At 73.3% G+C, this 24,793-nt stretch carries 18 protein-coding genes and 1 other RNA gene; 7 read left to right on the forward strand and 12 right to left on the reverse strand.

Going from position 1 to position 24,793, the window contains the following annotated elements; genetic code table 11:
- Positions 1-99 precede the first annotated feature (99 nt).
- The 8 genes from QSK45_RS31815 to ftsE all read right to left on the reverse strand — a co-directional run bounded on the left by QSK45_RS31815 (position 100) and on the right by ftsE (position 5,949).
- Positions 100-660, reverse strand: a complete 561-nt coding sequence (locus QSK45_RS31815) for a CGNR zinc finger domain-containing protein (RefSeq protein ID WP_285562359.1) — start codon at positions 658-660, stop codon at positions 100-102.
- A 98-nt stretch (positions 661-758) separates the two neighbouring features.
- Positions 759-1,196: a nuclear transport factor 2 family protein gene (locus tag QSK45_RS31820; protein ID WP_285562360.1), complete on the reverse strand. Its 438-nt coding sequence runs from the start codon at positions 1,194-1,196 to the stop codon at positions 759-761.
- Positions 1,193-1,753, reverse strand: coding sequence for a DinB family protein (locus QSK45_RS31825; protein WP_285562361.1), 561 nt, complete (start codon positions 1,751-1,753; stop codon positions 1,193-1,195). The genes QSK45_RS31820 and QSK45_RS31825 overlap by 4 nt, the downstream gene beginning before the upstream one ends.
- Positions 1,754-2,003: 250 nt before the next feature.
- Positions 2,004-2,372, reverse strand: a transfer-messenger RNA (tmRNA) gene (gene ssrA, locus QSK45_RS31830).
- Between the two features lie 92 nt (positions 2,373-2,464).
- Positions 2,465-3,007 (reverse strand): SsrA-binding protein SmpB, encoded by a 543-nt coding sequence (gene smpB / locus QSK45_RS31835; RefSeq protein ID WP_257585909.1) that lies wholly within the window; start codon positions 3,005-3,007, stop codon positions 2,465-2,467.
- Positions 3,008-3,064: 57 nt separating this feature from the next.
- The gene (locus QSK45_RS31840) at positions 3,065-4,231 is read right to left on the reverse strand and encodes a S41 family peptidase (RefSeq protein WP_285562362.1); all 1,167 of its coding nucleotides are present in this window, start codon (positions 4,229-4,231) and stop codon (positions 3,065-3,067) included.
- A gap of 67 nt (positions 4,232-4,298) precedes the next feature.
- Complete coding sequence (ftsX, locus tag QSK45_RS31845) at positions 4,299-5,216, reverse strand: permease-like cell division protein FtsX (RefSeq protein WP_285562363.1); 918 nt, start codon at positions 5,214-5,216, stop codon at positions 4,299-4,301.
- A gap of 43 nt (positions 5,217-5,259) precedes the next feature.
- Positions 5,260-5,949 carry a cell division ATP-binding protein FtsE gene (gene ftsE / locus QSK45_RS31850; RefSeq protein ID WP_070022695.1) on the reverse strand — a complete coding sequence of 230 codons (690 nt, stop codon included), beginning with the start codon at positions 5,947-5,949 and terminating at the stop codon, positions 5,260-5,262.
- A 260-nt stretch (positions 5,950-6,209) separates the two neighbouring features.
- Between ftsE and QSK45_RS31855 the strand changes: the two genes are divergently transcribed.
- Positions 6,210-6,401, forward strand: a complete 192-nt coding sequence (locus QSK45_RS31855) for a hypothetical protein (protein ID WP_285562364.1) — start codon at positions 6,210-6,212, stop codon at positions 6,399-6,401.
- Between the two features lie 125 nt (positions 6,402-6,526).
- Here the strand turns inward: QSK45_RS31855 and QSK45_RS31860 are convergent, their stop codons facing one another.
- The 4 genes from QSK45_RS31860 to QSK45_RS31875 all read right to left on the reverse strand — a co-directional run bounded on the left by QSK45_RS31860 (position 6,527) and on the right by QSK45_RS31875 (position 12,396).
- Complete coding sequence (locus tag QSK45_RS31860) at positions 6,527-7,366, reverse strand: hypothetical protein (protein ID WP_285562365.1); 840 nt, start codon at positions 7,364-7,366, stop codon at positions 6,527-6,529.
- A gap of 302 nt (positions 7,367-7,668) precedes the next feature.
- Positions 7,669-8,775, reverse strand: coding sequence for a peptide chain release factor 2 (prfB, locus tag QSK45_RS31865; RefSeq protein ID WP_285562366.1), 1,107 nt, complete (start codon positions 8,773-8,775; stop codon positions 7,669-7,671).
- Between the two features lie 560 nt (positions 8,776-9,335).
- A complete protein-coding gene (locus tag QSK45_RS31870; RefSeq protein ID WP_285562367.1) occupies positions 9,336-10,565 on the reverse strand; it encodes a serine/threonine-protein kinase in 1,230 nt (409 codons plus the stop codon).
- Positions 10,566-10,677: 112 nt separating this feature from the next.
- The gene (locus QSK45_RS31875) at positions 10,678-12,396 is read right to left on the reverse strand and encodes a serine/threonine-protein kinase (RefSeq protein WP_285562411.1); all 1,719 of its coding nucleotides are present in this window, start codon (positions 12,394-12,396) and stop codon (positions 10,678-10,680) included.
- 372 nt (positions 12,397-12,768) lie between these two features.
- On the opposite strand from QSK45_RS31875, the gene QSK45_RS31880 reads away from it, so the two are divergent.
- From QSK45_RS31880 to QSK45_RS31905, 6 genes are all read left to right on the forward strand, one after another.
- On the forward strand, positions 12,769-16,140 hold the full coding sequence (locus QSK45_RS31880) for an FHA domain-containing protein (protein WP_285562368.1): 3,372 nt from the start codon (positions 12,769-12,771) through the stop codon (positions 16,138-16,140).
- A gap of 184 nt (positions 16,141-16,324) precedes the next feature.
- Entirely contained in the window at positions 16,325-17,716 is a 1,392-nt protein-coding gene (locus QSK45_RS31885; protein WP_285562369.1) for an ABC transporter substrate-binding protein, read from the forward strand.
- Between the two features lie 7 nt (positions 17,717-17,723).
- Positions 17,724-19,067: a carbohydrate ABC transporter permease gene (locus QSK45_RS31890; protein ID WP_285562370.1), complete on the forward strand. Its 1,344-nt coding sequence runs from the start codon at positions 17,724-17,726 to the stop codon at positions 19,065-19,067.
- A complete protein-coding gene (locus QSK45_RS31895) occupies positions 19,064-19,966 on the forward strand; it encodes a carbohydrate ABC transporter permease (RefSeq protein WP_285562371.1) in 903 nt (300 codons plus the stop codon). Before QSK45_RS31890 ends, QSK45_RS31895 begins: the two co-directional genes overlap by 4 nt.
- A gap of 156 nt (positions 19,967-20,122) precedes the next feature.
- Entirely contained in the window at positions 20,123-22,372 is a 2,250-nt protein-coding gene (locus QSK45_RS31900) for a bifunctional glycosyltransferase/CDP-glycerol:glycerophosphate glycerophosphotransferase (protein WP_285562372.1), read from the forward strand.
- A gap of 219 nt (positions 22,373-22,591) precedes the next feature.
- Positions 22,592-24,793, forward strand: a complete 2,202-nt coding sequence (locus QSK45_RS31905; protein ID WP_285562373.1) for a bifunctional glycosyltransferase/CDP-glycerol:glycerophosphate glycerophosphotransferase — start codon at positions 22,592-22,594, stop codon at positions 24,791-24,793.

Raw genomic sequence — 24,793 nt, forward strand, 5'->3', positions numbered from 1 at the left:
CAACCGTACGCGAAGGGGGGCGCCGGAGGCTACGGGAGGCGGGCGCTTTGCCGAACGGGGCGTTCGCCCGGACGCGCCCGGAGGGGCCGGGCGCGGCGCTCAGGCGCGGGTGAGCGCCGCCCGCCGTCGGTGCCGGGCCACGCGCTCCCGGTTGCCGCACGCCTCGCTGGAGCACCAGCGCCGCCGGCGCCCCCGTGAGGTGTCGAGGTAGAGGAGGGGGCAGTTGTCCCCCTCGCACTCCCGCAGGGCGGCCCGCGCGACGGGATCGGTGAGCAGCTCCACGGCGTCCCGGGCCAGCAGCGCGAGCAGGGCGGCCGGGCCGGGTGGCGCGGCCAGCTCCCGCACGAGACGTCCGTCGTCGTGTCGTACGGCACGGGGCGCGGGCGGCGCCCCCAGGGCCACCTCGTTGATCCGCCCGAGCGCCCTCCCGTACGACACGGACCCTCCGCCGTGCCGCACCAACCGGCCCACGGACTCACGGACTTCCCGGAACTGGACGATCCAGGACTCGTCGGCGTGCGCGAGCCCCGTACCGGCCGGCACCAGTCCGACCTCCTCGATCCAGGCGCACAACGCCCCGACGGAATCGAGCCGTTCACCGGGATGGCTGGTCGCCAGCAGATCCAGACAGACCCGTCCGGCATCGAACCGCAGCGCCATGTGCCTGTCACCGCCTAGGCATACGGGGAGTGTGCAGACCGCCTCCTCCCACAGTGCCCGCCCGAACGAGTCCCCGGAACCCCTCGCGCCGGGGCCGGTCACGAAGCGGGGGGACCGAGCCCCGACAGGGGAACCCGCCGCGCCGACACCCTCCGGTGACAGATCCGCCACCCCTCGGGGGTCCGCACCACGGTGTCGTCGTAGGTGACGGACCCGCAGGACCCGTCCGCCATGACGCCCAGCCCCTTGGATCGGACCCGCACCCGGCCGTCCGCCGACTCGCCCACGACGACGTTGGTCACATGGTGCGCGACGGGGTTGCCCGCGCCCAGCGCGAGGGCGGCCTCCCGAACGGCGGCCACGCCGAGCAGCCGACCGCCCCCGAGGTCGCTCACGTCATAGACGACGTCCGGCGTGAACAGCTCCTCCAGCCGGCCGAGATCCCCGTCGTCGACCAGATGCCCGTGCATCGACACCAGGTCGGTGATGTCCGACCGCTCCTCGGCGGAGACCGCCGCGCCGCGCCGCGCGCTCACTGCCCCACCCTGCCGTCGACGCACTCGCGCAGCAGGTCGGCGTGCCCGCAGTGCCGGGCGTACTCCTCGATCCGGTGCACCAGCAGCTCCCTCACCGAGATCCGGTCCCTGCCCAGCCGCTCCCCGAGATCCGGGTGCGCGGCCAGCGCGGCGTCGGTCGCGGCCTGCTCACGCGCGAGATCGGCATACGCGGCCTCGACCTGCGCCTGCTCCCCGACGGCGTGCTCGAAATCCGCGTCCCGCCCGCCGTACAGCTTCGGCAGCGGCTCCCCCTCCCCGAGCCAGTTCCGCCAGCCCCGCTCCACCTCGGCGAGGTGCCGCACCAGCCCGAGCAACGACATCGTCGACGGCGGCACCGACCTCCGCGCCAACTGCTCGGCGTCCAGCCCCTCGCACTTCATCCGCAAGGTCATGCGGTAGCCGGCCAGGTACTCCCGCAGCGTCGCCGCCTCCCCCTCCGCCCGGTCCCCCACGCTCTCGCGCGGATCGTCGTCCGGGTCGACCCACATGTCGGGGTAGAGGGTCGCCTTGGTCCATCGCACGGGTCGGTCAGTCATGCGGCTCATAGTCGACCGCGATCCCCCGAGATCGCCATCGACTTTCGCGTGACGCCGGTGTCGGCGAGAGGACTCACACGGCTCCGGCGGCGGTGAGGCGGTCGACGGTCTCGGCATGTGCGCGCACCGTCCCGGCGCGGCCCCGGCACGCCGCCGCGCACAGGGGTGGGTATCCGGCACGCACATGGCGAAGGCCCCGCCGCTCCGAGCGACGAGGCCTTTGCCCACATGGGGTTACCCCCGGAGGGGTTCGTGGAGATGGCGGGAATCGAACCCGCGTCCAACGGTGCGGAATCAGGGCTTCTCCGTGTGCAGTTCGCTGTGATTTTCTCAGCCCCGGCGATCACGCGAACAAGTCGCCGACGGGCTCAGTCACTGTTTGGTTTCCCTCTTCACCCCGTGACCGGGATCAAGGTTTAGTTCCCTAGCTGATGCCAGGATCCGGGTCGGGAACAGCCCCGGGCTGACACTTCGCAAGTCGCTACTTAGGCAGCGAGGGCGAAGGAATCGCGCTTGGTGTTGGCGATTATTTTTTTCGGCCTGTGGTTTACGAGATCATGGCCGCTTCCTCGACACGCTTCCCCTGCTTCGACAGCCGCTGTCGAAACCGATCATCCCCATGTTGTTTTTTCAAGGTGCGCACCGGGCTCGCGTCCGATGCTGTCGCCATCGTACGGGAACAACGCAGCTCCGTGCCAGCGTATTCCCCGGCTACACGCCGCGCTGCCTCCGCTTCGCCGCCGCGATGGCGCGGTCCGACTCGCGTCGGTCCTGCTTCTCCCGCAGGGTCTGTCGCTTGTCGTACTCCTTCTTGCCCCGGGCGAGCGCGATCTCGGCCTTCGCGCGGCCGTCCCGGAAGTACACGGCGAGCGGCACGATGGTGTGACCCGTCTCCTGCGCCTTGGACTCCAGCTTGTCGATCTCCTCGCGGTGCAGCAGCAGCTTGCGCTTGCGGCGCGCGGAGTGGTTGGTCCAGCTGCCCTGGTGGTACTCGGGGATGTGGGCGTTGTGCAGCCACGCCTCGCCCCGGTCGATCTGGACGAAGCCGTCGGTCAGCGAGGTCCGGCCCTCGCGCAGCGACTTGACCTCGGTGCCGGTGAGCACGAGCCCGGCCTCGTAGGTGTCGATGATCGCGTAGTCGTGCCGGGCCTTCTTGTTCTGGGCGACGATCTTGCGCTTGCCGCCCTTCTCGCCGTCCCTCGCCTTGCCCGCCCCGCCGCCCTGCTTGGGCTGGGACTCCTTGGGTACGTACATTCCCTTGCTCATAGTGCCGTCCATTTTCGCACTACGCGGGGGGCCTGCGGCCAGCCTTTAATCGGCGTCGCCCAAGCCGGTGAGAACGGCCTCGGCGCGTCGCAGGACGCCGTCCCCCGCCTCCAGGTCGGGGGTGATGCCCCGGCCGTCGACGGCGTGTCCGCAGGGGGTGCGGTAGTGGCCGACGGTCAGCTCGGCCACCGAGCCGTCGGGGAGTCTCGTCGGCATCTGGATGGAACCCTTGCCGAAGGTGCGCGACCCGATCACGACCGCGCGGCCCCGGTCCTGGAGGGCGCCGGTGAGCAGCTCGGCCGCGCTCATGGTGCCGCCGTCGACCAGGACGACCAGCGGACGGGCGGTGTCCCCGCCGGGCGTGGCGTGCAGGGCGCGCTGGGCGCCGTCGACGTCGTACGTGGCGACCAGGCCGCCGTCGAGGAGGGCGGAGGCGGTGGCCACGGCCTCGGTGACCAGGCCGCCGGAGTTGCCGCGCAGGTCCAGGACGGTGCCGCCGTCGGCCGGTGACGCCCGCAGGGCCTCGCGGACCCGCGCGCCGGTGCCCCTGGTGAAGGAGGCGATCCTGATCAGGGTGGCGTGCCCGGACAGCCGGCGCACGGTCACGGAGTCGGTGGTCAGCGTGGTCCGGCGCAGGGTCTCCGTCCACGCGCGGGCGCCGCGCTGGAGACCGAGCGTGACGGTCGTACCGGCGGGCGCGTCGTCGGCGTCGCCGCGCAGCCGGGAGACCACCTCGGTGACCGGCAGGCCGTCGGCACGCGCACCGTCGACGCTGCGCAGCCGGTCGCCGGTGCGGACGCCGGCCGCGGCGGCGGGCGAGCCGGGCCGGACCCCGGTGACCTCGATGCGGCCGTCCTGTCCGCGGGCCGCCGAGAGGCCGACGCCGGTGTAGCGGCCGTCGAGGGCGTCCTGGAACTCCTGGTACTCGCCCTCGGAGTAGACGGCCCCCCAGCGGTCGCCGCTGCGGCTGACGGCCCGTTCGGCGGCCTCCATCGGGGACGTGCCGTCGGCCATGGCGCGGGCGGCGGCCTCCCGCACGTCCTCGTCGCGTACGGCGCCCACGGGCACGGTGGTGGTACGGCGTGCCGGGTGATCGGCTTCCGGGAAGGCCCCGGTGAGGGCCCCGGCGACGAGAACTCCGGCGAAGACCAAGGTCAGCGTGGCCCCTTGGCGGGCTCGGTGAGGCGGACAGAGCGGGTCTCGGCCGGACATGGCGGTGAGTCTAGGACAACGGGCCCGTCGCCACGGCCCGTTGTCTCCGCCACTGCCTTGGTTTGCGTCACACCTTCAGGTACTTGCGCAACGCGAAGAACGCGGCCAGGGACGGCATCAGCACGCTGGTCGCGAGGATCAGCGGCAGTTTGGTCAGCACCGAGTCCCAGCCCACGAAGTTGATCAGCGTGAGTTTGTGGGACAGGTCCATGCCGTGGTCGATGGTGAAGTACCGGCCGACCACCAGGAAGACGCAGGCGAGGCCGCCGCCGATGAGACCGGCGACCGCGGCCTCGGCGATGAACGGCGCCTGGATGTAGAAGCCGGACGCGCCGACCAGGCGCATGATCCCGGTCTCACGCCGGCGGCTGAACGCCGACACGCGCACGGTGTTGACGATCAGCAGCAGCGCCACGAACAGCATGAGCGCCATCACGCCGAGCGCGCCCCGGTTCATCAGGTTCAGCAGCTGGAAGAGGTTGTCCAGGATGCCCTTCTGGTCCTGCACCGACTGCACGCCGTCACGCCCGTTGAACGCGGTCGCGACCACCTGGTACTTCTGCGGGTCCTTGAGCTTGATCCGGTACGACTCCTGCATCTGGTCCGGCGTGAGCGAGCCGGCCAGCGGGGAGTTCCCGAACTGCTGCTTGTAGTGCTTGTACGCCTCGTCCTGCGACTCGTACGACACCTTCTCGACGATCGGCATCTTGTGCAGGTCGGAGAGGATCTGCTTCTTCTGGTCCTCGGTGACCGCGCCCTTGGCGCAGTGCACGTCCTGTTCGGCGTCGTGCTTGTTGCACAGGAAGATCGAGACGTTGACCTTGTCGTACCAGTAGCCCTTCATGGTGCTCACCTGGTCGCTCATCAGCAGGGAGCCGCCGAAGAGGGCCAGGGACAGGGCGACGGAGACGATGACCGCGAAGGTCATCGTGAGATTGCGGCGGAGACCGACACCGATCTCCGACAGGACGAACTGGGGGCGCATGGCGTCGGGTTGTGCCTTTCCGTGGACGAACTGGGGCGCGGGGTCAGTGCTGGTAGCCGTAGACGCCGCGGGTCTGGTCGCGGACGAGGCGGCCCTTCTCCAGCTCGATGACGCGCTTGCGCATCTGGTCCACGATGTTCTGGTCGTGCGTCGCCATGATGACGGTGGTGCCCGTCCGGTTGATCCGGTCGAGCAGCTTCATGATGCCGACGGAGGTCTGCGGGTCGAGGTTGCCGGTGGGCTCGTCGGCGATCAGCAGCTTGGGGCGGTTGACGAACGCGCGCGCGATGGCCACGCGCTGCTGCTCACCGCCGGACAGCTCGCCGGGCATCCGGTCCTCCTTGCCGCCGAGGCCGACGAGGTCGAGCACCTGGGGCACGGACTTGCGGATCTCGCCGCGGGACTTGCCGATCACCTCCTGCGCGAAGGCCACGTTCTCCGCGACCGTCTTGTTGGGCAGCAGGCGGAAGTCCTGGAAGACGGTCCCCAGCTGGCGGCGCATCTGCGGCACCTTCCAGTTGGAGAGACGGGCGAGGTCCTTGCCCAGCACGTGCACCTGGCCGTGGCTGCACCGCTCCTCGCGGAGGATCAGCCGCAGGAAGGTGGACTTTCCGGAGCCGGAGGACCCCACGAGGAAGACGAACTCGCCCTTTTCCACTTCCAGGGAGACATCCCTGAGTGCGGGACGGGTCTGCTTGGGGTAGACCTTGGAGACATTGTCGAATCGGATCACGGATGCACCACGGGTCGCCGGGGGTAGATGAGCGTGACCATACGCGAACCGGGTGCGCAAGCGCAGGCGCAGGCCGAGGTTGGGCAAGACTTGTACGCTTTTGCACCGGTCGTCGGCGCGGGCGCGGCGGTGACCGTTCCGGGCACCGCGGCACGGGCCTCGCGCACTGCCGGGTGGATACTGGCACAGTGGGAGGGGAACGTTCGCGTTCCTGTGAGCGTTGTACGAAGTGATACGGCCGGTGCGAGGAGGGCGAGCGCATGACGTACGACCGGTTGGTGTGCGCGAACTGCGCGGCGCCCGTGAGCGAGGGCCGGTGCCCGGTGTGCCGTGCCAACCGCGAGCGACTCCAGCAGGAGGGCTTTCTCGGCGGGATCAACCCGATGGCGCTGATCGCGCTGCTGGCGGTGCTGATCGCCGCGGTGGTGCTGCTGGCGCGCCAGACCGCCTGACCGTGGGAGCCGAGTCGTAGGACAGGCCGGGAACGGCCCGGGAAACCCGTGAGGGCCCGGAGCGGGAAGCTCCGGGCCCTCGTGCGCGTACAGCGTGTACGCGGGCGCCTACCGCACGGTCACCGTCAGGCGGCCGCGCCGCCCCGGCGCGCCAGGCGCGGCAGGATCCGGAAGCCGATACCGCCGGCGATCATCGTCGCGGCGCCGATGACCAGGAACGTGGTCTGCCCGGCACCCGTCTCGGCGAGCTGCTTGCCACCGGTCTGCGGCTTCGGGTTGTCGGAACCGGTGTCGGTGAGGGCCGAGGAGCCCTCCTCCTGCGACACGTTGTCGTTGCCACCGCCCTGGGGGCTGTCGCCACCGGTGCCGGAGCCACCGCCGGTACCGGAGCCACCACTGGTGCCACCACCGTGGTGGGAACCGCCGCCGGTGCTGCCGCCGGTGCCGTTGCCGCCGGAGCTGCCCTGGCCACCGGAGCTGCCCTGACCGCCGGAGCTGCCCTGGCCACCGGAGCTGCCCTGACCGCCGGAGCTGCCCTGACCACCCGAGTTGCCCTGACCACCCGAGTTGCCCTGACCACCGGAGCTGCCCTGACCACCGGAGTTGCCCTGACCGCCGGAGTTGTTGCCCGGGTCGCCCGGAGTGCCCGGGTCACCGGGGGTGCCCGGGTCACCGGGGTCACCCGGAGTGCCCGGGTCACCGGGGTCGCCCGGAGTGCCCGGGTCACCGGGAACGCCCGGGTCACCGGGGTCACCCGGGGTGCCCGGGTCACCGGGGTCGCCCGGAGTGCCCGGGTCACCCGGAGTGCCCGGGTCGCCGCTGCCCGGGTCCGGGCAGTCGGGAGTGACGATGATGTCGCAGATGGGGTCGGCCGAGGCCACCCCCGCGACACACAGCGAAGCGCCGGCCGCGACCACGGCGCCCGCGGCGACCCGGGCGATCCGGATCCGCGTCTTCCTAGTCATGTAGTTGCTACCCCCAGTAGCGGTTCGTCGATGAGGCAGCGCGCGGGGCCGGCCGTGATCGACGGAGGCAGCTGATGACGCCCGAAACAAGGTCGAGCGATTCGGTCCCCCCGGTTCACATGCGCCCCACAGACACGCATGCCAAAGTCACCCTTCCCGTTTTTCAAAGCAACGTCAAGGGCGCTTCAGGCGCTTTGTCCGACAAGAGGCTTTCGGGGGAGTTGCAAGCTGTGAGTATGTCGTAAAACCCAGGCGAAACAACAACTGCCGCCACCCGGGCGGCAGTTGTCATGTCGACAAAGTTACTTCTCCTGCTGCTTGCGCCAGCGAATGCCGGCCTCCAGGAAACCGTCGATCTCGCCGTTGAACACGGCCTCGGGGTTGCCGACTTCGTATTCGGTGCGCAGGTCCTTGACCATCTGGTACGGGTGCAGCACGTACGAACGCATCTGGTTGCCCCAGGAGTTGCCACCGTCGCCCTTGAGGGCGTCCATCTTGGCCTGCTCCTCCTGGCGGCGGCGCTCCAGCAGCTTGGCCTGGAGGACGTTCATCGCGGTGGCGCGGTTCTGGATCTGCGACCGCTCGTTCTGGCAGGAGACCACGATGCCGGTCGGGAGGTGGGTGATGCGGACCGCGGAGTCGGTCGTGTTGACGCCCTGGCCGCCGGGACCGGAGGAACGGTAGACGTCGATGCGCAGCTCGGACTCGTCGATCTCGACGTGGTCGGACTGCTCGACCACCGGCAGCACCTCGACACCGGCGAAGGACGTCTGGCGGCGGCCCTGGTTGTCGAAGGGCGAGATGCGCACCAGGCGGTGGGTGCCCTGCTCGACGGAGAGGGTGCCGTAGGCGTACGGCACCTTCACGGCGAAGGTGGTCGACTTGATGCCGGCCTCTTCGGCGTACGAGGTCTCGATCAGCTCCGTCTTGTAGCCGCGCTGCTCGGCCCAGCGCAGGTACATGCGCTGGAGCTTCTCGGCGAAGTCGGCGGCGTCGACGCCGCCGGCCTCGGCGCGGATGTTGACCAGCGCCTCACGGGAGTCGTACTCGCCGGACAGGAGGGTACGGACCTCCATCTCGTCCAGCGCCTTGCGTACGGCGGTCAGCTCGGACTCGGCCTCGGCGCGGGTGTCCGGGTCGTCCTCCTCCTCGGCCATCTCGAAGAGGACCGCGAGGTCGTCGATGCGGCCACGCAGCGCTTCCGCCTTCCTGACCTCGGCCTGGAGGTGGGAGAGCTTGCTGGTGATCTTCTGCGCCTCGTCCGGGTTGTCCCACAGGGACGGGGCCGCCGCCTGCTCCTCGAGCGCGGCGATATCTGCCCTCATCTTGTCGAGGTCCAGGACGGCCTCGATCGACTCCATGGTCGAGGAGAGGGACTTCAGCTCTTCGGAAACATCGACGACTGCCACGGTTCAAGCGTAACGGCTGTGGCAAGCGACATCCGCCGCGCTGCTCTCGCGGGGGCCCTGCCCACCCGCCCGTCCGACCGGGCGGGTGGAGATGACAGCCGGGGCCGAGGGGGTCCGGGCCGGCCGGGTGGGAGGCGGGGGTTGCCCGGCCGGCCGACCGGGCACGGGCCGCGTGGCCTCGACCGGAGGGGAGGGCGGGGTACGGCGAGGGCGGAGTGGCGTACCTCTCACGAGACGAATCGGTCGCGCCGGGGCCGGAACCTCCGGGCTCCGGCGGCAAAGGGCGGGCGGGAGAAGAGGGTCGGGGCACGCCGGGGCACGCAGCGGGAGACGATGCGGTCACACCGAGGGGACGACACCTCCCAGCCGACCGAGACGGGCAGGCGGGCGGGAAGAGAGAGACAAGGCACGCCGGGGCACCCCGCAACACACGACACGGCCGCACCGGAGGACGACGCCTCCCGGCCGACCAGGACCGGCAGGCGGGCGGGACAAGAGGGGGCAGGGCACGCCGGGACCGCAGGAGACGGCGCGGACGGCGCGGACGACGCCGCCGCCCCTCATGGCGCCGACGTCGTGGACCCCGGCCTCGGCGACCCGTCCGGACCGTCCGACGTCGCCCACCACGCGCCGACCGACACCAGCGCCGCCACGGCCACCCCGGCCACGCCCAGCGTGATGCGCCGCCGCCGTACCGCCGCGCGGTGCTTCGCCGAGCCCGGCCGGGGCGCGCCCGTGGGCCGCGGCGCGCGGGCCGTCCCGTGGGCGCCGCCGGCCAGCTCGTCCGGTGCCGGTACCCGCATCGAGGTGTGCGTGTCCCGGTTGGAGTCCGGCCGGGCGCCCTGGACGAGCGAGACCGCCCCCCGGCGACGTACCGGCTCTCCCCCCGCGGGAGCCGTCGGCGCCGGTTCCTCCTCGGCCGCCTCCTCCGAGAGGTCCGGCTCGTCCACGTCCAGCGGCGGCAGCCCGGCCAGTGTCGGCAACTGCTCCCGCAGCCGCGCGGCCAGCTCCGACGCCCGCAACCGGGACGCCGGCGCCTTGGCGAGACACTGCACGATCAGCTGCCACAGCTCCTCGGGGATACCGGGCAGCGGGACCACGGTCTCGGTGACGTGGCGGCGCAGCACCGCGCCCGGGTGCCCGCCGCCGAACGGGGTGAAGCCCGCCAGCAGCTCGTACAGCACCGTGGCCAGCGCGTAGATGTCGACGGAGGCCCGCGGGGGCAGCCCCTCCACGATCTCGGGGGCGAGGTAGTCCGGCGTACCGATGATCTTCGTGGCCCGCGTCCGCCGCGGCGCGTCGATCAGCTTGGCCACGCCGAAGTCGGTCAGCAGCGCCGGGTGCGCCCCGCCGGGGCCGAGCGGGCCCTGCATGTCGAGGAGGACGTTCTCCGGTTTCACGTCCCGGTGCACGACCCCGGCCGCGTGCGCCGCGGCCAGCGCGTCCGCGACGTCCGCGACGATCGCCACCGCCGCCTCGGGTGCCAGCCTGCGCTCCCGCTCCAGGCGGGTGCGCAGGTCCGTGCCGCGCACCAGGTCCATCACCAGGGCCAGGTCGTTGCCGTCGACCACCAGGTCGCGCACGGTGACGATGTGCGGGTGCTCCAGCCCGAGCAGCGCCGTGCGCTCCTGGACGAAGCGCCCGACCAGCTCCTGGTCCGAGGCGAGGTCCTCCCGCAGCAGCTTGATCGCGACGGGCCCCTCGGGCCCCTCGCCCAGCCACACCGTGCCGGCGCTGCCCCGCCCCAGGATCTGGTTCGCGGTGTACCGGCTGCCGATCTTCCGTGCCAAGACTGCTCCTACAGACGCGTGTTGCCGACAAAACTACGCGTCCGGCGAGCCAACCTTCACCGCGGCGACGGAAATCACCCGCCAGATGTCGACAAATCCCCTATCTCGCGGGTCAGTTGCCGCTGCCCAGGTTCTTCACCCAGCCGCTCACCTGGCCCGCCCAGTGGGTCACCTCGTGCCAGTAGCCGCGGCCCTGGCCGACCCAGGTGTGCAGCGGCGTCAGCTCCCAGATGAGCCAGCTCGCCACCACCAGGATGACGATCGTGAACAGGCAGCCCTTCAGGCAGCCGAGCCCGGGGATCTTCATCGGGTTGGCGCTGCGCTGCCGCGGCGCCCGGGGCTCCCGCGCGGGCCGCTGAGGCTCCTGGGGGCGCTGGGGCTGCCGCGGCGGGGCGTACTGCTGGGGCTGGTGCTGCTGCGGCTGCTGCTGGGGCGCGTAGCCGTACCCCTGCTGCCGTCCGCGCGGCTGCGGCTGCTGCCGGCGCGGCTGCGGTGCCTGCCGCGGCTGCTGCTGGGGGCGCGCGACCTGCCGCTGGGGCCGGTGGTGCAGCGGGTCGTCCTCCGGGGAGAGGTACTGCACCTGCGTCTGCTCATTGCGGTCCCGGGCTGCCCGCAACTGGTTCTGCCAGGGGTGCGGCTGGTCGGGTCCCGGTCCCTGCGGTCCGGTGTTCGGCAGCACGGCCGTCGGGTCGGCCGCACCGGTGTGCGGCAGGACGGCGGTGGGGTCCGCGGCGCCGGCGGGGCCGGCGGTGTGCGGCAGGACGGCGGTGGGGTCCGCGGCGCCCGCGGGCCCGGCGGTGTGCGGCAGGACGCTGGTGGCGCCGTTCGGGTCGTACGACCCCTGCGGCGCGTTCGTCGGCAGCACCTGCGTGGGGTCCGCGGCGCCGACGGGACCCGGCTCGCCCGGCACCGGGGCCGGGGCCGGGTCGGGGGCGAGCAGCGCGCCGACGCCCTCGGCCGCCGTGATCTGGGCGGCGTTCGCGTGCACCCCGACGCCCTGGGCGACGACCCGCAGGCCGCGCGCGAGGTTCTCGGCGCTGGGCCGCTCCAGGGGGTTCTTGCGCAGGCAGCGCTCGATGACCGTCCACAGCGGGTCCGGGACGGTGGAGGGCCGGCGCGGCTCCGCGCTGAGGTGCTGGTGCAGCACTTCGAGCGAGGTGCCGCCGGAGAACGGCGGACGGCCGGTGACCAGCTCGTACAGCAGGATGCCGGCGCCGTAGACGTCCACGGCGGAGGTCTGCGGGCGGCCCTCGGCGGACTCCGGCGCGACGTACGCGGGCGTTCCGACGAACTCCTGGGTGCGGGTCAGGCCCGGGGAGTCGGCGAGGCGGGCGATGCCGAAGTCGGTCAGCATCGGGTGCATCTCGCCGTCCTGCTGTCGCAGCAGCACGTTGGCGGGCTTCAGGTCGCGGTGGACGACCCCGTCGGCGTGGCTGGCGGCGAGCGCGTCGGCGACCTGCGCGGTCAGCAGCGCGGCGGCGACCGGCGTCAGGGGGCCGTTCTCGCGCAGGTAGCGGTGCAGGTCGGGGCCGTCGACCAGGTCCATGACCAGCGCCAGCAGCTCGCCCTCCACGACCAGGTCGCGGACCCGGACGATGTTCGGGTGGGTGAGCCGGAGCAGGACGGAGCGCTCGCGCAGGAAGCGCATCACGATGTCCGGGTCGCCGGCCAGCTCCTCCTTCAGGACCTTGATCGCGACCGTTTCGCCCGGCTGGCCGGGTACGGCCGCTTCCTCGCCCGCGGTCTCGCGCTGGCGGGCACGCCAGACGGTGCCTGTGGCGCCGCGTCCGAGCGGCTCCTCAAGCAGGTACTTGCTGCCGACTGGCCGCACGTCACGCGCTCCCTGCTGCTTGCTGATGCTTGCTGCCTGCATACCGGATGTTCCGACCCACTGTAGTGCCGCCCGGCAGGGCACCACATGAGCGTTCCCGAGCAGGTTCGAAGGAAAGACGCGCGTCTTCGGCTCGTGGTTGCCGGAAGCAGTCGGAGAGGGGACGTGACCGATCTCAACTGATCGCCGGCGTGGTCCACGTCAGGCATTTTTGGGGGCAGAGCCGACCAATCAAGATCACTTCGCACCGGGTGGCGGGCACGGTGTCGGCGTCAGGTGCGAGGATGCTTCCCGTACTGGCCGACGTGCTCGTGTGGGGTGGGGGGTAGTCCGCGCCCGCGCAGACCCGCGCAGAAGGGACCGCTGACGCCGATGCAGATCCGGCTGACCGTCGTAGACCCGCTGGGCCCGCCCCCGCAGCGGGGCGCGAGCCGCGACGTGCTGGTCACGGCGCCCGCGGGCACCGACCTCGCCGCGGTCGCGTCCGCGCTGGCCGGAGCGGTCACCGGGGAGGGCGCGGGGCGCGACACCGGGGGCGCGGCGGTCGTGCTGTACGCCGGTGCCGAGCGGCTCGATCCGCGCCGCGCCGTTCTCGGCGAGCCGCCGCTGGTCGACGGCGCCGTACTGTCCCTGGGCGCCCCCGCGGCCGCCGAGCCGCATCCCGAGCCGGACGACGCGCCCACGCAGTTGCACGTGGTGGCGGGGCCGGACGCGGGCGGGGTGCATCTGCTGCACGGCGGCCGGATCACGGTCGGGCGCTCCGCGGACGCGGATGTGCCGCTGGACGATCCCGACGTGTCGCGCCTGCACTGCGCGGTGACGGTGGCCGCGGACGGGCGGGTGTCCGTCGCGGACCTCGGCTCCACGAACGGTACGACGCTGGACGGCACCCCGATCGGGGAGCGGCCGGTACCGGTCCCCGCCGGGGGGCTGCTGCGGATCGGGGAGTCGGCGCTGCGAGTCGCTCCCGGCGGGCCGCGGGTGCGGCTGCCGGTGGTCGCGGACGGAGAGGGGTGTGTGCGGGTCGGGTCCGCCGCGAGTACGGGGGCGGCCGGGTTCCCGCCCGCCCCGGACGCCTTGCCGGGCGAGATCCCGGCGTCCGCCGGTCACGGCGGCTCGGGGCCCGCGGCGGACGGTGCCGGGGGGACCGGGGGGACCGGACACGCTTACGGCGCCGCCTCGTGGGGAGCCGTCGAGGCCGGTGCTCCCCGCGGCGCCGGGGAACTCGCCGTACAGGGTGGGGACACGCACGCGGGGCGGTTCGGGGTCGGCGGCGGGGCGCAGAGCGTTCGGCGGCGGGGACTCGGGGCCTGGGCCCGGCGGTTGGCCGGTGGGCGCGGGGAGCAGCCGCCCGGCGCGGAGCCGTACGGCGACGGGACCGCGGCCGGCGGCACCCCGGACACCGGTGCCCCCCGGCGGCCGGACACCTGGCCGGACCCCGCCGCGCTGCTGCTGACGGCGCTCGGCCCCGGCCCCCGCCTGTGGGAGCGGGGCCCCGGACACCCGGAGGCGCTGACCGTGCGGCTCGGCACCGCCGACCGGAGCACGCCGGACGGCTCGGGCCTGCTGCCCGCCGTGCCGGTGACCGCCGCGCTGCGGGAGGCGGGCTCGCTGGGCCTCGCCGGTCCCCGGCCCCGGCTGTCCGGCCTGACCCGCGCGGTGCTGGCCCAGCTGGCCGCGCTGCACTCCCCCGACCTGCTGGAGATCGTGCTCATCAGCGCCGACGGCTCCCGTCCCGTCGAGGAGCGCACGGCCGAGTGGTCCTGGCTGGGCTGGCTCCCGCACGTCCGCCCGAACCACGGCCAGGACTGCCGCCTCCTGCTCGCCTACGACCGCGAGCAGGCCGCCGCCCGCGCGGAGGAACTGCTGCGCCGGGTGGACGACTTCACGGCGCGCGGCCGCCGGGACGCGCACCCCCACCCGGCCCCTCCGCAAGGCTCGGCGGCCTCGCGGACGCGCCCGCACGCGGTGCCGTACGACACCCCGCTGATCCCCCACCAGGCCCAGGCCCCGGGCGCCCCCGGCGCCCCGCGGACGCAGGGCCGCGGCGGCGAGTCCGCGCCCACCGCCCCTCTCGGCACCCCGGCCCGCGGGGCCCTGTCGCCCGCTTTCGGCGCGCCCGCGCGGAGCGCCGCCCCGGGGGCCGCCCCCTCCCCGCGCCGCCCCTCCTGGGCCAAGGACGAAGCCGACCTCGGCGGCACCGGCTTCCCCGGCCCCTACACGGTCGTCGTGGTCGACGGCGACCCCGGCGGCACCGGTCTGCAAGAGGCCCTGGCCCGCCTGGCCGTGGCGGGCCCCCGGGCCGGAGTGCACGTGGTGTGCCTGGCCGAGGTGTCCGCCTCCTCGGCCGTCTCCCCCGTGGCGCGGACCTACGAGGCGGCGTGCGCCGTGACGCCCACCCTGCGGCACTGCGGCGCCGTGGCCCTGCTCGGCGGGGACGTGGCCGGCACGCTCCAGCTGATGCGGGTCGCGCCGGGCGGCCCCGTGGAGCCCGGGGTGGCCGCCACCGTGGACGCGGTGTCCCCGGCGTGGGCGGAGCGGTTCGCGCGGGCGCTGGCGCCGATGCGGCCGGACGGCCCGGCCGGTGCGGGGCACGCGCGGGTGGCGACTCCGCTGCCCCCGTCGGCGCGGCTGCTGGACGAGTTGGGGCTCGCCCGCGCCACCCCGGCCTCGCTGATGGCCCGTTGGGCGGACGCGGCGGACGACCCGGAGGCGCTGGGCGGCCGGGCCCGCGCCGTGCTCGGCGCCGGCCCGCACGGCCCGGTCACCGCGGACCTGGTGGCCGACGGCCCGCATCTGCTGATCGAGGGGCCGGCCGGCAGCGGCCGTACCGAACTGCTGCGGGCCGTCGTGGCCTCGCTGGCCGCCGCCGAACGCCCGGACCGGCTCGGCATGGTGCTCATCGACGGCCGGGACGGTGTCGGCACGGGCAGCGGGCGCAACGAGGGCCTGCGGGTCTGCGTGGAGATACCCCACGTGACGACGCACCTGATCGCCAACGATCCCGTCCGGATGCGGGAGTTCGCGCAGTCGCTCAGCGCCGAGCTGAAGCGGCGCGCGGAGCTGCTGGGCCGCACCGACTTCGCGCAGTGGCACGCGGGACAGGCGGTCTCCGGCCGTGTCGTCGCGCAGCGCACCCCGGCCGGCGCGGGGGACATCGAGGCGCCCCCCAGCTCCACGCTGCGGCTCCGTCCCGGCGCGGCGGCACGTCAACGCGCCGAGGCCGTACCGCCGTTGCCCCGGCTCGTGGTGGTCGTCGACGACCTGGACGCGCTGGTCTCCCCCGCGCTCGGCGCCCCGGGCCGGCCCGCCGCGGGCTCGGTGATGCGGGCGCTGGAGGCGGTGGCCCGGGAGGGCGAGCGGCTGGGCGTGCACCTGGTGGCGGCGACCGGCGCGAACGGCCGTACGGCGGAGAGCGAACCGGCCCGCCGGGCCACCCTCCGCGTCACCCTGGCGGCCCCCCAGCAGGGCCCCGACGAACCGGCCCCGGGCCGTGGCGGGTTGACGCGCCCGGACGGCCGCTCCGTGGAGTTCCAGGCCGGCCGTGTCACCGGCCGCATCCCCCGCACCGCGACCCAGCGCCCCACGGTCGTGCCCCTGGACTGGCACCGCATGGGCGATCCCCCGACCCGCCGCCCCGTCCGCGAACTCGGCAACGGCCCCACCGACCTGGCCCTCCTGGCCAGCGCCGTGGAACGCGCCGCCCGCCAGGTCGCGGCAGCTCAGGTGCCGTCCCTGCTGTAGGAGGACCGGAAGCCCCGACGCGCCCCCGAGAAAGGCGCATACGCCCCCGGTCACGACCCGGTCACGATCACCCCGCCCCGCACGCAGGCGCTCTTGCCCCGCCTCCGTGGCGCGGCGTACACCGGACCGCACGGGCAGTGTTCCGACGTTCAACGGTGAAGGACGAACGACGAACGGGGAAGTGATGCGCAGCAGGAGCAGCACCATCCGGACCGGCAGGGCCGTCGGCGCGGTCGCCGCGTTGCTCGCGGGGGGCCTTGTGCTCGGCGCGTGTTCCGGCGGGAGTGGTGACGGCGGGAGCGGTGACGGCGGGAAGGACAAGGGGAGTTCGCCCTCCGCCGGCGCCTCCGTCTCGCTGCCGAGGCTGGACGGGGCGAAGCTGGAGATCGCCGCCGTGTGGACCGGACAGGAGCAGACGAACTTCAAGAAGGTACTGGCGGAGTTCGAGAGGCGCACCGGCGCGAAGGTCACCTTCGTGCCCGCGCAGGACCCGATCATCAACTTCCTCGGTTCGAAGATCGCGGGCGGGCAGCCGCCGGACGTGGCGATGCTGCCGCAGCCCGGTGCCATCAAGCAGGCCGTGGACAAGGGGTGGGCCAAGCCGGTCGGGCCGGACGCGCTCAAGGAAGTGCGGAAGAACTACTCGCAGGGCTGGCAGGACATCGGGAAGGTCGACGGCAAGCAGTACGGCGTCTATTACAAGGCCGCCAACAAGTCGCTGGTCTGGTACAACGCCAAGGTCTTCGAGAACGCGGGGGCCAAGGAGCCCGCGACCTGGAAGGACCTGCTGACGACCGCGCAGGCCGTCTACGACTCGGGGGTCACGCCGTTCTCCGTGCCCGGCGCGGACGGATGGCCGCTGACGGACTGGTTCGAGAACGTCTACCTGTCGCAGGCGGGGCCCGAGAAGTACGACCAGCTCGCCCAGCACAAGATCAAGTGGACCGATCCCTCGGTGAAGCAGGCGCTCGAGACGCTGGCGCAGGTCTGGGGCAAGAGGGACTACCTGGCCGGCGGGCAGAACGGCGCCCTCCAGACGGAGTTCCCGAACTCGGTCACCCAGACCTTCACCGGCGGCGACCAGCCGAAGGCCGCGATGGTGTACGAGGGCGACTTCGTGCAGGTCAACATCGGCGAGACCAAGGCCAAGGTGGGCACGGACGCGAAGGTGTTCCCGTTCCCGGCGGTCGGCTCGTCCGCGCCCGTGGTCTCCGGCGGTGACGCGGCGGTCGTCCTGAAGGACTCCAGGGCGGCGCAGGCCCTGGTGGCCTTCCTCGCCTCCCCGGACGCGGCCACGATCCAGGCGAAGCTCGGCGGCTTCCTCTCGCCGAACAAGAACGTGCCCGTCTCGGCGTACCCGAACAGCGTCCAGCAGAAGATCGCCAAGGCGCTGATCGCGTCCGGCGACGACTTCCGCTTCGACATGTCCGACCAGGCCCCGCAGGCCTTCGGCGGCACCCCGGGCAAGGGCGAGTGGAAGGACCTCCAGGACTTCCTGAAGAACCCGAGCGATGTCACGGGCGCCCAGGCCGCGTTGGAGAAGGACGCGGCGGCCGCGTACGGAAGCGGGAGCTGAGCCGGCCATGGCGTCGGCAGCGGCGGCCGGGGCCCCACCGGGTCCCGCCGCGCCCCGCGCGCGCAAGAGCGTGACCGGCACCCGCAGGACCGTCGTGGTGCTGTTCCTGCTGCCCGCCCTGGTGCTGCTGGGCGCGCTCGTGGTCTACCCCATCGGGTACTCGATCGTCCGCAGCTTCGGCACCGACTCCGGGCACGGCTTCGCCGGGTTCGACAACTACCGGACGGTCTTCACCGACGACGGCATCCTCACCGCCCTCGAGAACAACGTCGTCTGGGTGGTGTTCGCGCCCGCCGTCTCCACCGCGCTCGGGCTGGTCTTCGCGGTACTGACCGAACGGGTGCGCTGGGGAACCGCGTTCAAGCTGGTCGTCTTCATGCCGATGGCGATCTCGATGCTGGCGGCCGGGATCATCTTCCGGCTGGTGTACGACCAGGACCCGGACAAGGGCGTCGCCAACGCCGCGTGGGTGTCGGTGCACGACACGTTCGCGCAGTCGTCGGCGTTCCCGAAGGCGCACCCGGGGCGCCGGTCGCCGCTCGTCGCGCAGGGCGGCGGCTTCGTCACCAGGGCGGTGGTGCACGCCGGGCAGCCGGTCACGCTGCCGCTCGTCGGGGTCGCCCCGGACCGGATGCCCGGCGGCGCGGGGAGGGCGGCGGCCGCGAAGGCCGAGCCGGGCAAGGTCACCGGCACCACCTGGCAGGACTTCACCCGCGGCAAGGGCGTCGGCAGGCTCGGCGTGCCCGACCCGTCCGAGCTGGGCTATCCGGGGATGCGGATCGAGGCGGTCAAGGGGGGCAAGGTCGTGGCCTCGGCGAAGGCGGCGGCGGACGGCACCTTCACCTTGCCCGCGGCGGCCGACGGCGCCCGGCTGCGGTTGCCGGCGGGGAACTTCCGGGAGCCGTACAACGGCGTGGAGTGGCTCGGCCCCGCGCTGGTCACCCCGGCGATCATCGGGGCGTACGTCTGGATGTGGGCGGGCTTCGCGATGGTGCTGATCGCGGCCGGACTCGCGGGCGTGCCCCGGGAGTTGCTGGAGGCCGCGCGGGTCGACGGCGCCAACGAGTGGCAGGTGTTCCGCAGGGTCACGGTGCCGCTGCTCGCACCGGTCCTCGCGGTCGTCGCCGTCACCCTGATGATCAACGTGCTCAAGGTGTTCGACCTCGTCTACATCATCGCCCCCGGCTCCTCCCAGGACGACGCCGACGTGCTCGCCCTGGAGCTGTACCGCAGGGGCTTCGCGGAGGGCCAGCCGGGCGTCGCGAGCGCGATCGCGGTGTTCCTGCTGCTGCTGGTGATCCCGGTGATGCTGTTCAACATCCGACGGCTCAGGCGGGAGGTACGGCGATGACGGCGCTCGCCACCGACGTGCGGAAGGCGGCGCCCGCCGCCCGAGCGGCGCGGTCGCTCGGTTCGAGGATCGCGCAGAGGCTGAACGGCGGACTGGTCCGCGTCCTCCTCGTCCTGGTCGGCCTGTTCTGGCTGGTGCCGACCATCGGGCTGCTGATCTCCTCGCTGCGCTCCCCCGACGACATGAGCGCGAGCGGCTGGTGGACGGTGTTCACCAAGCCCTCCCAGCTGACCTTCGCCAGCTACCGGAATCTGCTGGAGAACGGCGACATCACCCACTCCCTGCTGAACACGGTCATGATCACGGTCCCGGCGACCGTGCTGGTCGTGGTCATCGGCTCGCTCGCCGGATACGCGTTCGCGTGGATGGAGTTCCCGGGCCGGGACTGGTGGTTCCTCGGCGTGGTCGGCCTGCTGGTGGTGCCGGTGCAGGTGGCGCTGATCCCGATCGCCGAACTCTTCGGCAGGATCGGCCTGTTCGGCACGATCCTCGGCGTGGTCCTGTTCCACACCGGCTTCGGACTGCCGTTCGCTGTGTTCCTGCTGCGCAACTTCTTCGCGGAGATCCCGCGAGAACTGCTGGAGGCGGCCCGCCTCGACGGCGCCGGCGAACTGAGGCTGTTCGCCCGGGTGGTGATGCCGCTCGGCGGTCCGGCCATCGCGAGCCTCGGCATCTTCCAGTTCCTGTGGGTGTGGAACGACATGCTGGTCGCGCTGGTGTTCACCAAGTCCGGCACCCAGCCGATCACGGTCGCTCTCCAGACGCAGGTACGGCAGTTCGGCAACAACATCGACGTGCTCGCGCCCGGCGCGTTCGTCTCCATGGTGATCCCGCTGGCCGTGTTCTTCGCGTTCCAGCGGCAGTTCGTCTCCGGGGTGATGGCGGGCGCGGTCAAGTAGGCCGTACCAGAAGGCCGTCGCGGGGGTGGGCTCGGGCACGGGCCCACCCCTTCTTGTTCACCGGGTGTCCCCCGAATGCCGTACGGGCCGTAACCCCGTCACTCCTTCGGCCGTTCCCGGGCAGAACGCCCGCGCCGACCGACCCATGGATGTCCCGTGCCCAGGTTCAGTGTCATTGTCCCCGCGTACCAGGTCCAGGCGTATCTCTCCGAGTGCCTGGACTCGGTGCTGTCGCAGTCGTACCCGGATCTCGAACTGATCGCGGTGGACGACCGTTCGCCGGACGCCTGCGGGGAGATCATCGACGAGTACGCGGCCCGGGACCCCCGGGTGAAGCCGGTGCACCTGGCCGAGAACCGGGGGCTCGGGCGGGCCAGGAACGCGGGGATCGCGCAGGCCACCGGCGACTACCTGATCTTCCTGGACAGCGACGACACCCTCACCCCGGGCGCGCTGCGGGCCGTCGCCGACCGGATCGAGGCGACCGGCGGGCCGGACGTGCTGGTGTACGACTACGCGCGCGCGTACTGGGACGGCCGGCGGGTGCGCAACCACCTCGCGGGCGAGCTCGGCGAGTGGGGCCGGGCGCCCTTCCGGCTCGCGGACCGGCCGGGGCTGCTGCGGGTGCTGATGGTGGCCTGGAACAAGGCGTACCGGCGGGAGTTCGTCGCGGAGCAGGGGTTCACCTTCCCGCCGGGCTACTACGAGGACACCCCCTGGACCTTCCCGGTGCTGATGGCGGCCGGTTCGATCGCGACCCTGGACCGGGTGTGCGTGCACTACCGGCAGCGCCGCCAGGGCAGCATCCTGTCCACCACCAGCCGTCAGCACTTCGACCTGTTCGACCAGTACGAGCGGGTCTTCGCCTACGTCGCGGACCACCCCGAACTCGCCTCCTGGAAACCCGAGTTGTTCCGCCGGATGATCGACCACTACGGCGTCGTCTTCACCCGCCCGGGGCGGCTGCCGCGCGGCAGCCACCGGGAGTTCCTGCGCCGCGCCCGCGACCACCACCGCCGCTACCGGGTGCCGGAGGCGCGGCTGCGGCGGCGGCACCTGCTGATCCGGTTCGGTCTGCACCGCACCTTCCGGGCGCTGCGGTACGTCTCCGCCGTCCGCCGGCGTCTGCGGCAGCTCGTGCTGGGGCCGGCGCGCGCCGTACGCTCCGGCGCGCTCCGCCTGCACTACCGGATCCAGCTGCGGCTGCCCCTGCGGCCCGAGCGCGCGGTGTTCGCCGCCGAGGGCGGGTACGGCGGCGATCCGGCCGCACTGGAGGAGGCGGTGCGCAGATACGCCCCGTACGTGCGCACCGCCTGGATCGCCGACCCGGCGCACCCGCACCCGCTCCCGGCCGGGCCGCGTCCCATCGCCCCCGGCACGGCCGCCCACTGGACGGCGCTCGCCCGCTCCACGTACCTGTTCGGCGACGCGCACCTCACGCGCGGGCTGCGCAAGCGTCCCGGGCAGATCCTCGTACGCACCCTGGACGGAACTCCCCTCGGGCACACGGGACTCGATCTCCAGGAGCGTCCGTCGGCCGCCCGCGACACGGACTTCGCGGCGCTGCTGCGGGACGTCGACACGTGGGACCACGTGGTCTCCGGCAACCGGCACTCCACCCTGACCTGGGAGCGGGTCCACCCCGGCCGCTACACCACCCTGGAGTACGGCAGCCCGCGCACCGACGTCTTCCAGCGGGCCACGCCGGACGACGTGGCCCGGCTGCGGGCCCACCTCGGCGTCCCCGCGGGCGCCGTCGCGATCCTCTACGCGCCCGGCCGCCGCGACCACCGCCGCACCCAGCACCTCCCCCTGGACCTGCCGCGGCTCGCGCACCGCCTCGGCCCGCGCTTCGTGATCCTCGCGCGCACCCACGGGGACGTGCCGGTCGAGGGCGACCGGGTCGTCGACGTCTCCGCGCACCCTTGCCGCGAGGCCCTGTGCCTGGCCTCGGACGCGCTGCTCACCGACCACGCGCCGCTGGTGTTCGACTACGCGGGACTGGACCGGCCGATCGTGCTGCACACGGCGGACTGGACGGCGTACGAGGCCGTGCGCGGCGCCTACGTCGACCTGCCCGGTGCCCCGCCGGGCGCGGTGGGCCGCGACGAGGACGAGCTGGCCGCCGTGTTCACCGACGGCCACTGGAACAGTGGGCGCGCCGCGCTGCTGCGCGCCGCGTTCCGGGAGCGGTTCTGCCCGTGGGACGACGGGCGCGCCGCCGAACGGGTCGTACGGCATGTCGTGCTGGGCCGCACCGAGCCGTCGCCCGTGGTGCCGCTCGCCGAGCGCCGTCCGGTGCCGTCGGCCGCGGCGGGTCTCGCGTGCGCCGTGCGGTCACCGCTGGCGACCGTGCCGCATCCGGCCGGCCCGCGCCCCGTCACCAGGATCGCCGGACACCGTTGACCACACCGGGAGTTCCCATGCCCCTCCGCTCGACGCGGCCCGCCCCGAGCCGGCCGTCCACCCGGCGCCCCGCGGGACGACCCGGCCGCGCCCGCGGCGGGACGACGGGCGGTGCCGCCGCACGCTCGGGCCAGGTCCCCGCGAGGGCGGGCCGCGTGTCCGCGGGGACGGACCCCGGGTCCGGGAAGGCCGCTTACGCATGACGACAGAAAGAGCAGAATGCCCCGCTTCAGCATCATCGTCCCGTCCCATGGGGTCGCCGGCCGGCTGTCCCAGGCGCTGGACTCGGTCCTCGGTCAGTCCTTCGGCGACCTGGAGCTGATCCCGGTCTGCGACGCGCCCGACGCGCCGGCCGCCGAGGTGGCCGCCGGGTACGCCGGGCGGGACCCCCGGGTGATGCCGGTCCACTCACCGCCCTCCGCCGGGCTCGGCGGGGCGCGCAACGCCGGGATGCGGGCGGCGACCGGCGCGTACGTGCTGTTCCTCGACGGTGACGACCTGCTGCTGCCGGGCGCGCTCGCGGCCGTGGACGTCCGGCTGACCGAGACGGCCGGGGTGGACGTGCTGTACGTGGAGCACGAGCGCGCCCCCTGGTGGGAGGGCGAGCCGGCCAACCCGGTGGCGTCGCTGTTCGCCGGTGCCCCGCAGGGCGCCTTCGCCCCCGTCGAACTGCCGCGGCTGACCGGCGCCGCGCTCCCCGCGTGGAGCGCGGTGTACCGCCGCGCCTTCCTCACCGGGCACGAACTCGTCTTCCCCGAGGGCCACTTCACCGACCTCGGCTGGGGCGGGCTGACCACGGTCGCCGCCGAGCGGATCGCCGTCCTGCGCCGGGTGGTCGTACGGCACCGGCTGCGGCGGCAGGGCAGCAGGCTGAACGCGCCCGGGGAGCGGCAGCACACTCTCCTCGACCAGGTGGAGCTGGTCCTCGCGCGGGCGGCCGAGCGCTCCCTGCCCGCCGAGCGCACCGGTCCCCTCTTCGACCAGTTGTTCGCGCCGGTGCTGAGGACCGCGTCCCGGCCGGAGCGGCTGCCCCGCGGGCACCGGGCGTTCTTCCGCCGCGCGGCCAGGCTGTACCGGCGGTTCCGGCCGGCCGGGCACCGGATGCCGCGCGGCAGCCTGGGCGTGCAGCACCGGCTGCTGGCGGTCGGCGCGTACGACGCCTTCCGCGCCCTGCGCGACGCGAACCGGCTCGCGGGCAAGGCCGCCGAGACCGTGCCGCGCCCCCGCGCCGCGCGCACCCGGCTGCGCTACCAGGCCGCCCTGCGCCGCCCGCTCGACCCCGACCTCGCGGTCTACTGCGCCTACTGGGGCCGCGGCTACGCCTGCAACCCGGCCGCGATCCACGCCAAGGCCCGTGAACTCGCCCCGCGGCTGCGCTCGGTGTTCCTGGTGGAGGCCGGGCAGGAACACACCATGCCCAAGGACGTGGAGTACGCGGTACTCGGCTCCCGCCGCGCCTGGGACGTGCTGGCCCGCGCCACCTATCTGGTCAACAACGCCAACTTCGCCGAGGGCGTGGTCAAACGGCCCGGCAGCGTGCACCTCCAGACCCAGCACGGCACCCCCCTGAAGACGATGGGCGTGGACCAGTCGACGTACCCGGTGGTGGCCGCGCGCTCCGGCAGCTTCACCCGGCTGCTCGGCCGGGTCGACCGCTGGGACTTCAACCTCTCCGCCAACCGCCACTCCACCCGCATGTGGGAGCGCGCCTTCCCCGGCTCCTGGGAGGTCCTGGAGTACGGCTATCCGCGCAACGACGTCTACTACACGGCGACCGCGGCCGATGTGGCCCGTGTCCGGCGGGAACTGGGCATCCCCGAGGGCCGGCTCGCGGTCCTCTACGCCCCCACCCACCGCGACCACCACACCGGTTTCGAACCCGGCCTGGACCTGGAGGCGTTCTGCGCGGCGGCCGGCGAGGACGTCGTCGTCCTGCTGCGCGCCCACTACTTCTACGACCGGGGCCCCGCCCGGCACTCCGACCGGATCATCGACGTGACCGCGCACCGCTGCGCCGAGGACGTGTGCCTGGCCGCGGACGCGCTGATCACCGACTACTCCTCCATCATGTTCGACTACGCCAACCTCGACCGGCCGATCGTGATCCACGCCGACGACTGGGACGTCTACCGGCAGGCGCGCGGCGTCTACTTCGACCTGATGGCCGAGCCGCCGGGCCCGGTCGCCCGCACCGCCGAGGAGCTGGCCGCCGTCTTCCGCGAGGGCGCGTACGCGGGCGCGGAGTCCACGGCGCTGCGGGCCCGGTTCCGTGCGCGGTTCTGCGAGTTCGACGACGGGCGCGCCGCCGAGCGCGTCGTGCGGCGGGTGCTGCTCGGCGAGCCGCCACAGGCGCTCCCGCCGGTGCTGCCGCTCGCCGAACGCGTCCCCGCCCCCGCCGCCGTGACCCTCGTGAGGAGCTGA

Origin of the sequence: Streptomyces hygroscopicus subsp. hygroscopicus (assembly GCF_030269125.1) — a bacterium.
GTDB classification, from domain to species: domain Bacteria; phylum Actinomycetota; class Actinomycetes; order Streptomycetales; family Streptomycetaceae; genus Streptomyces; species Streptomyces hygroscopicus_C.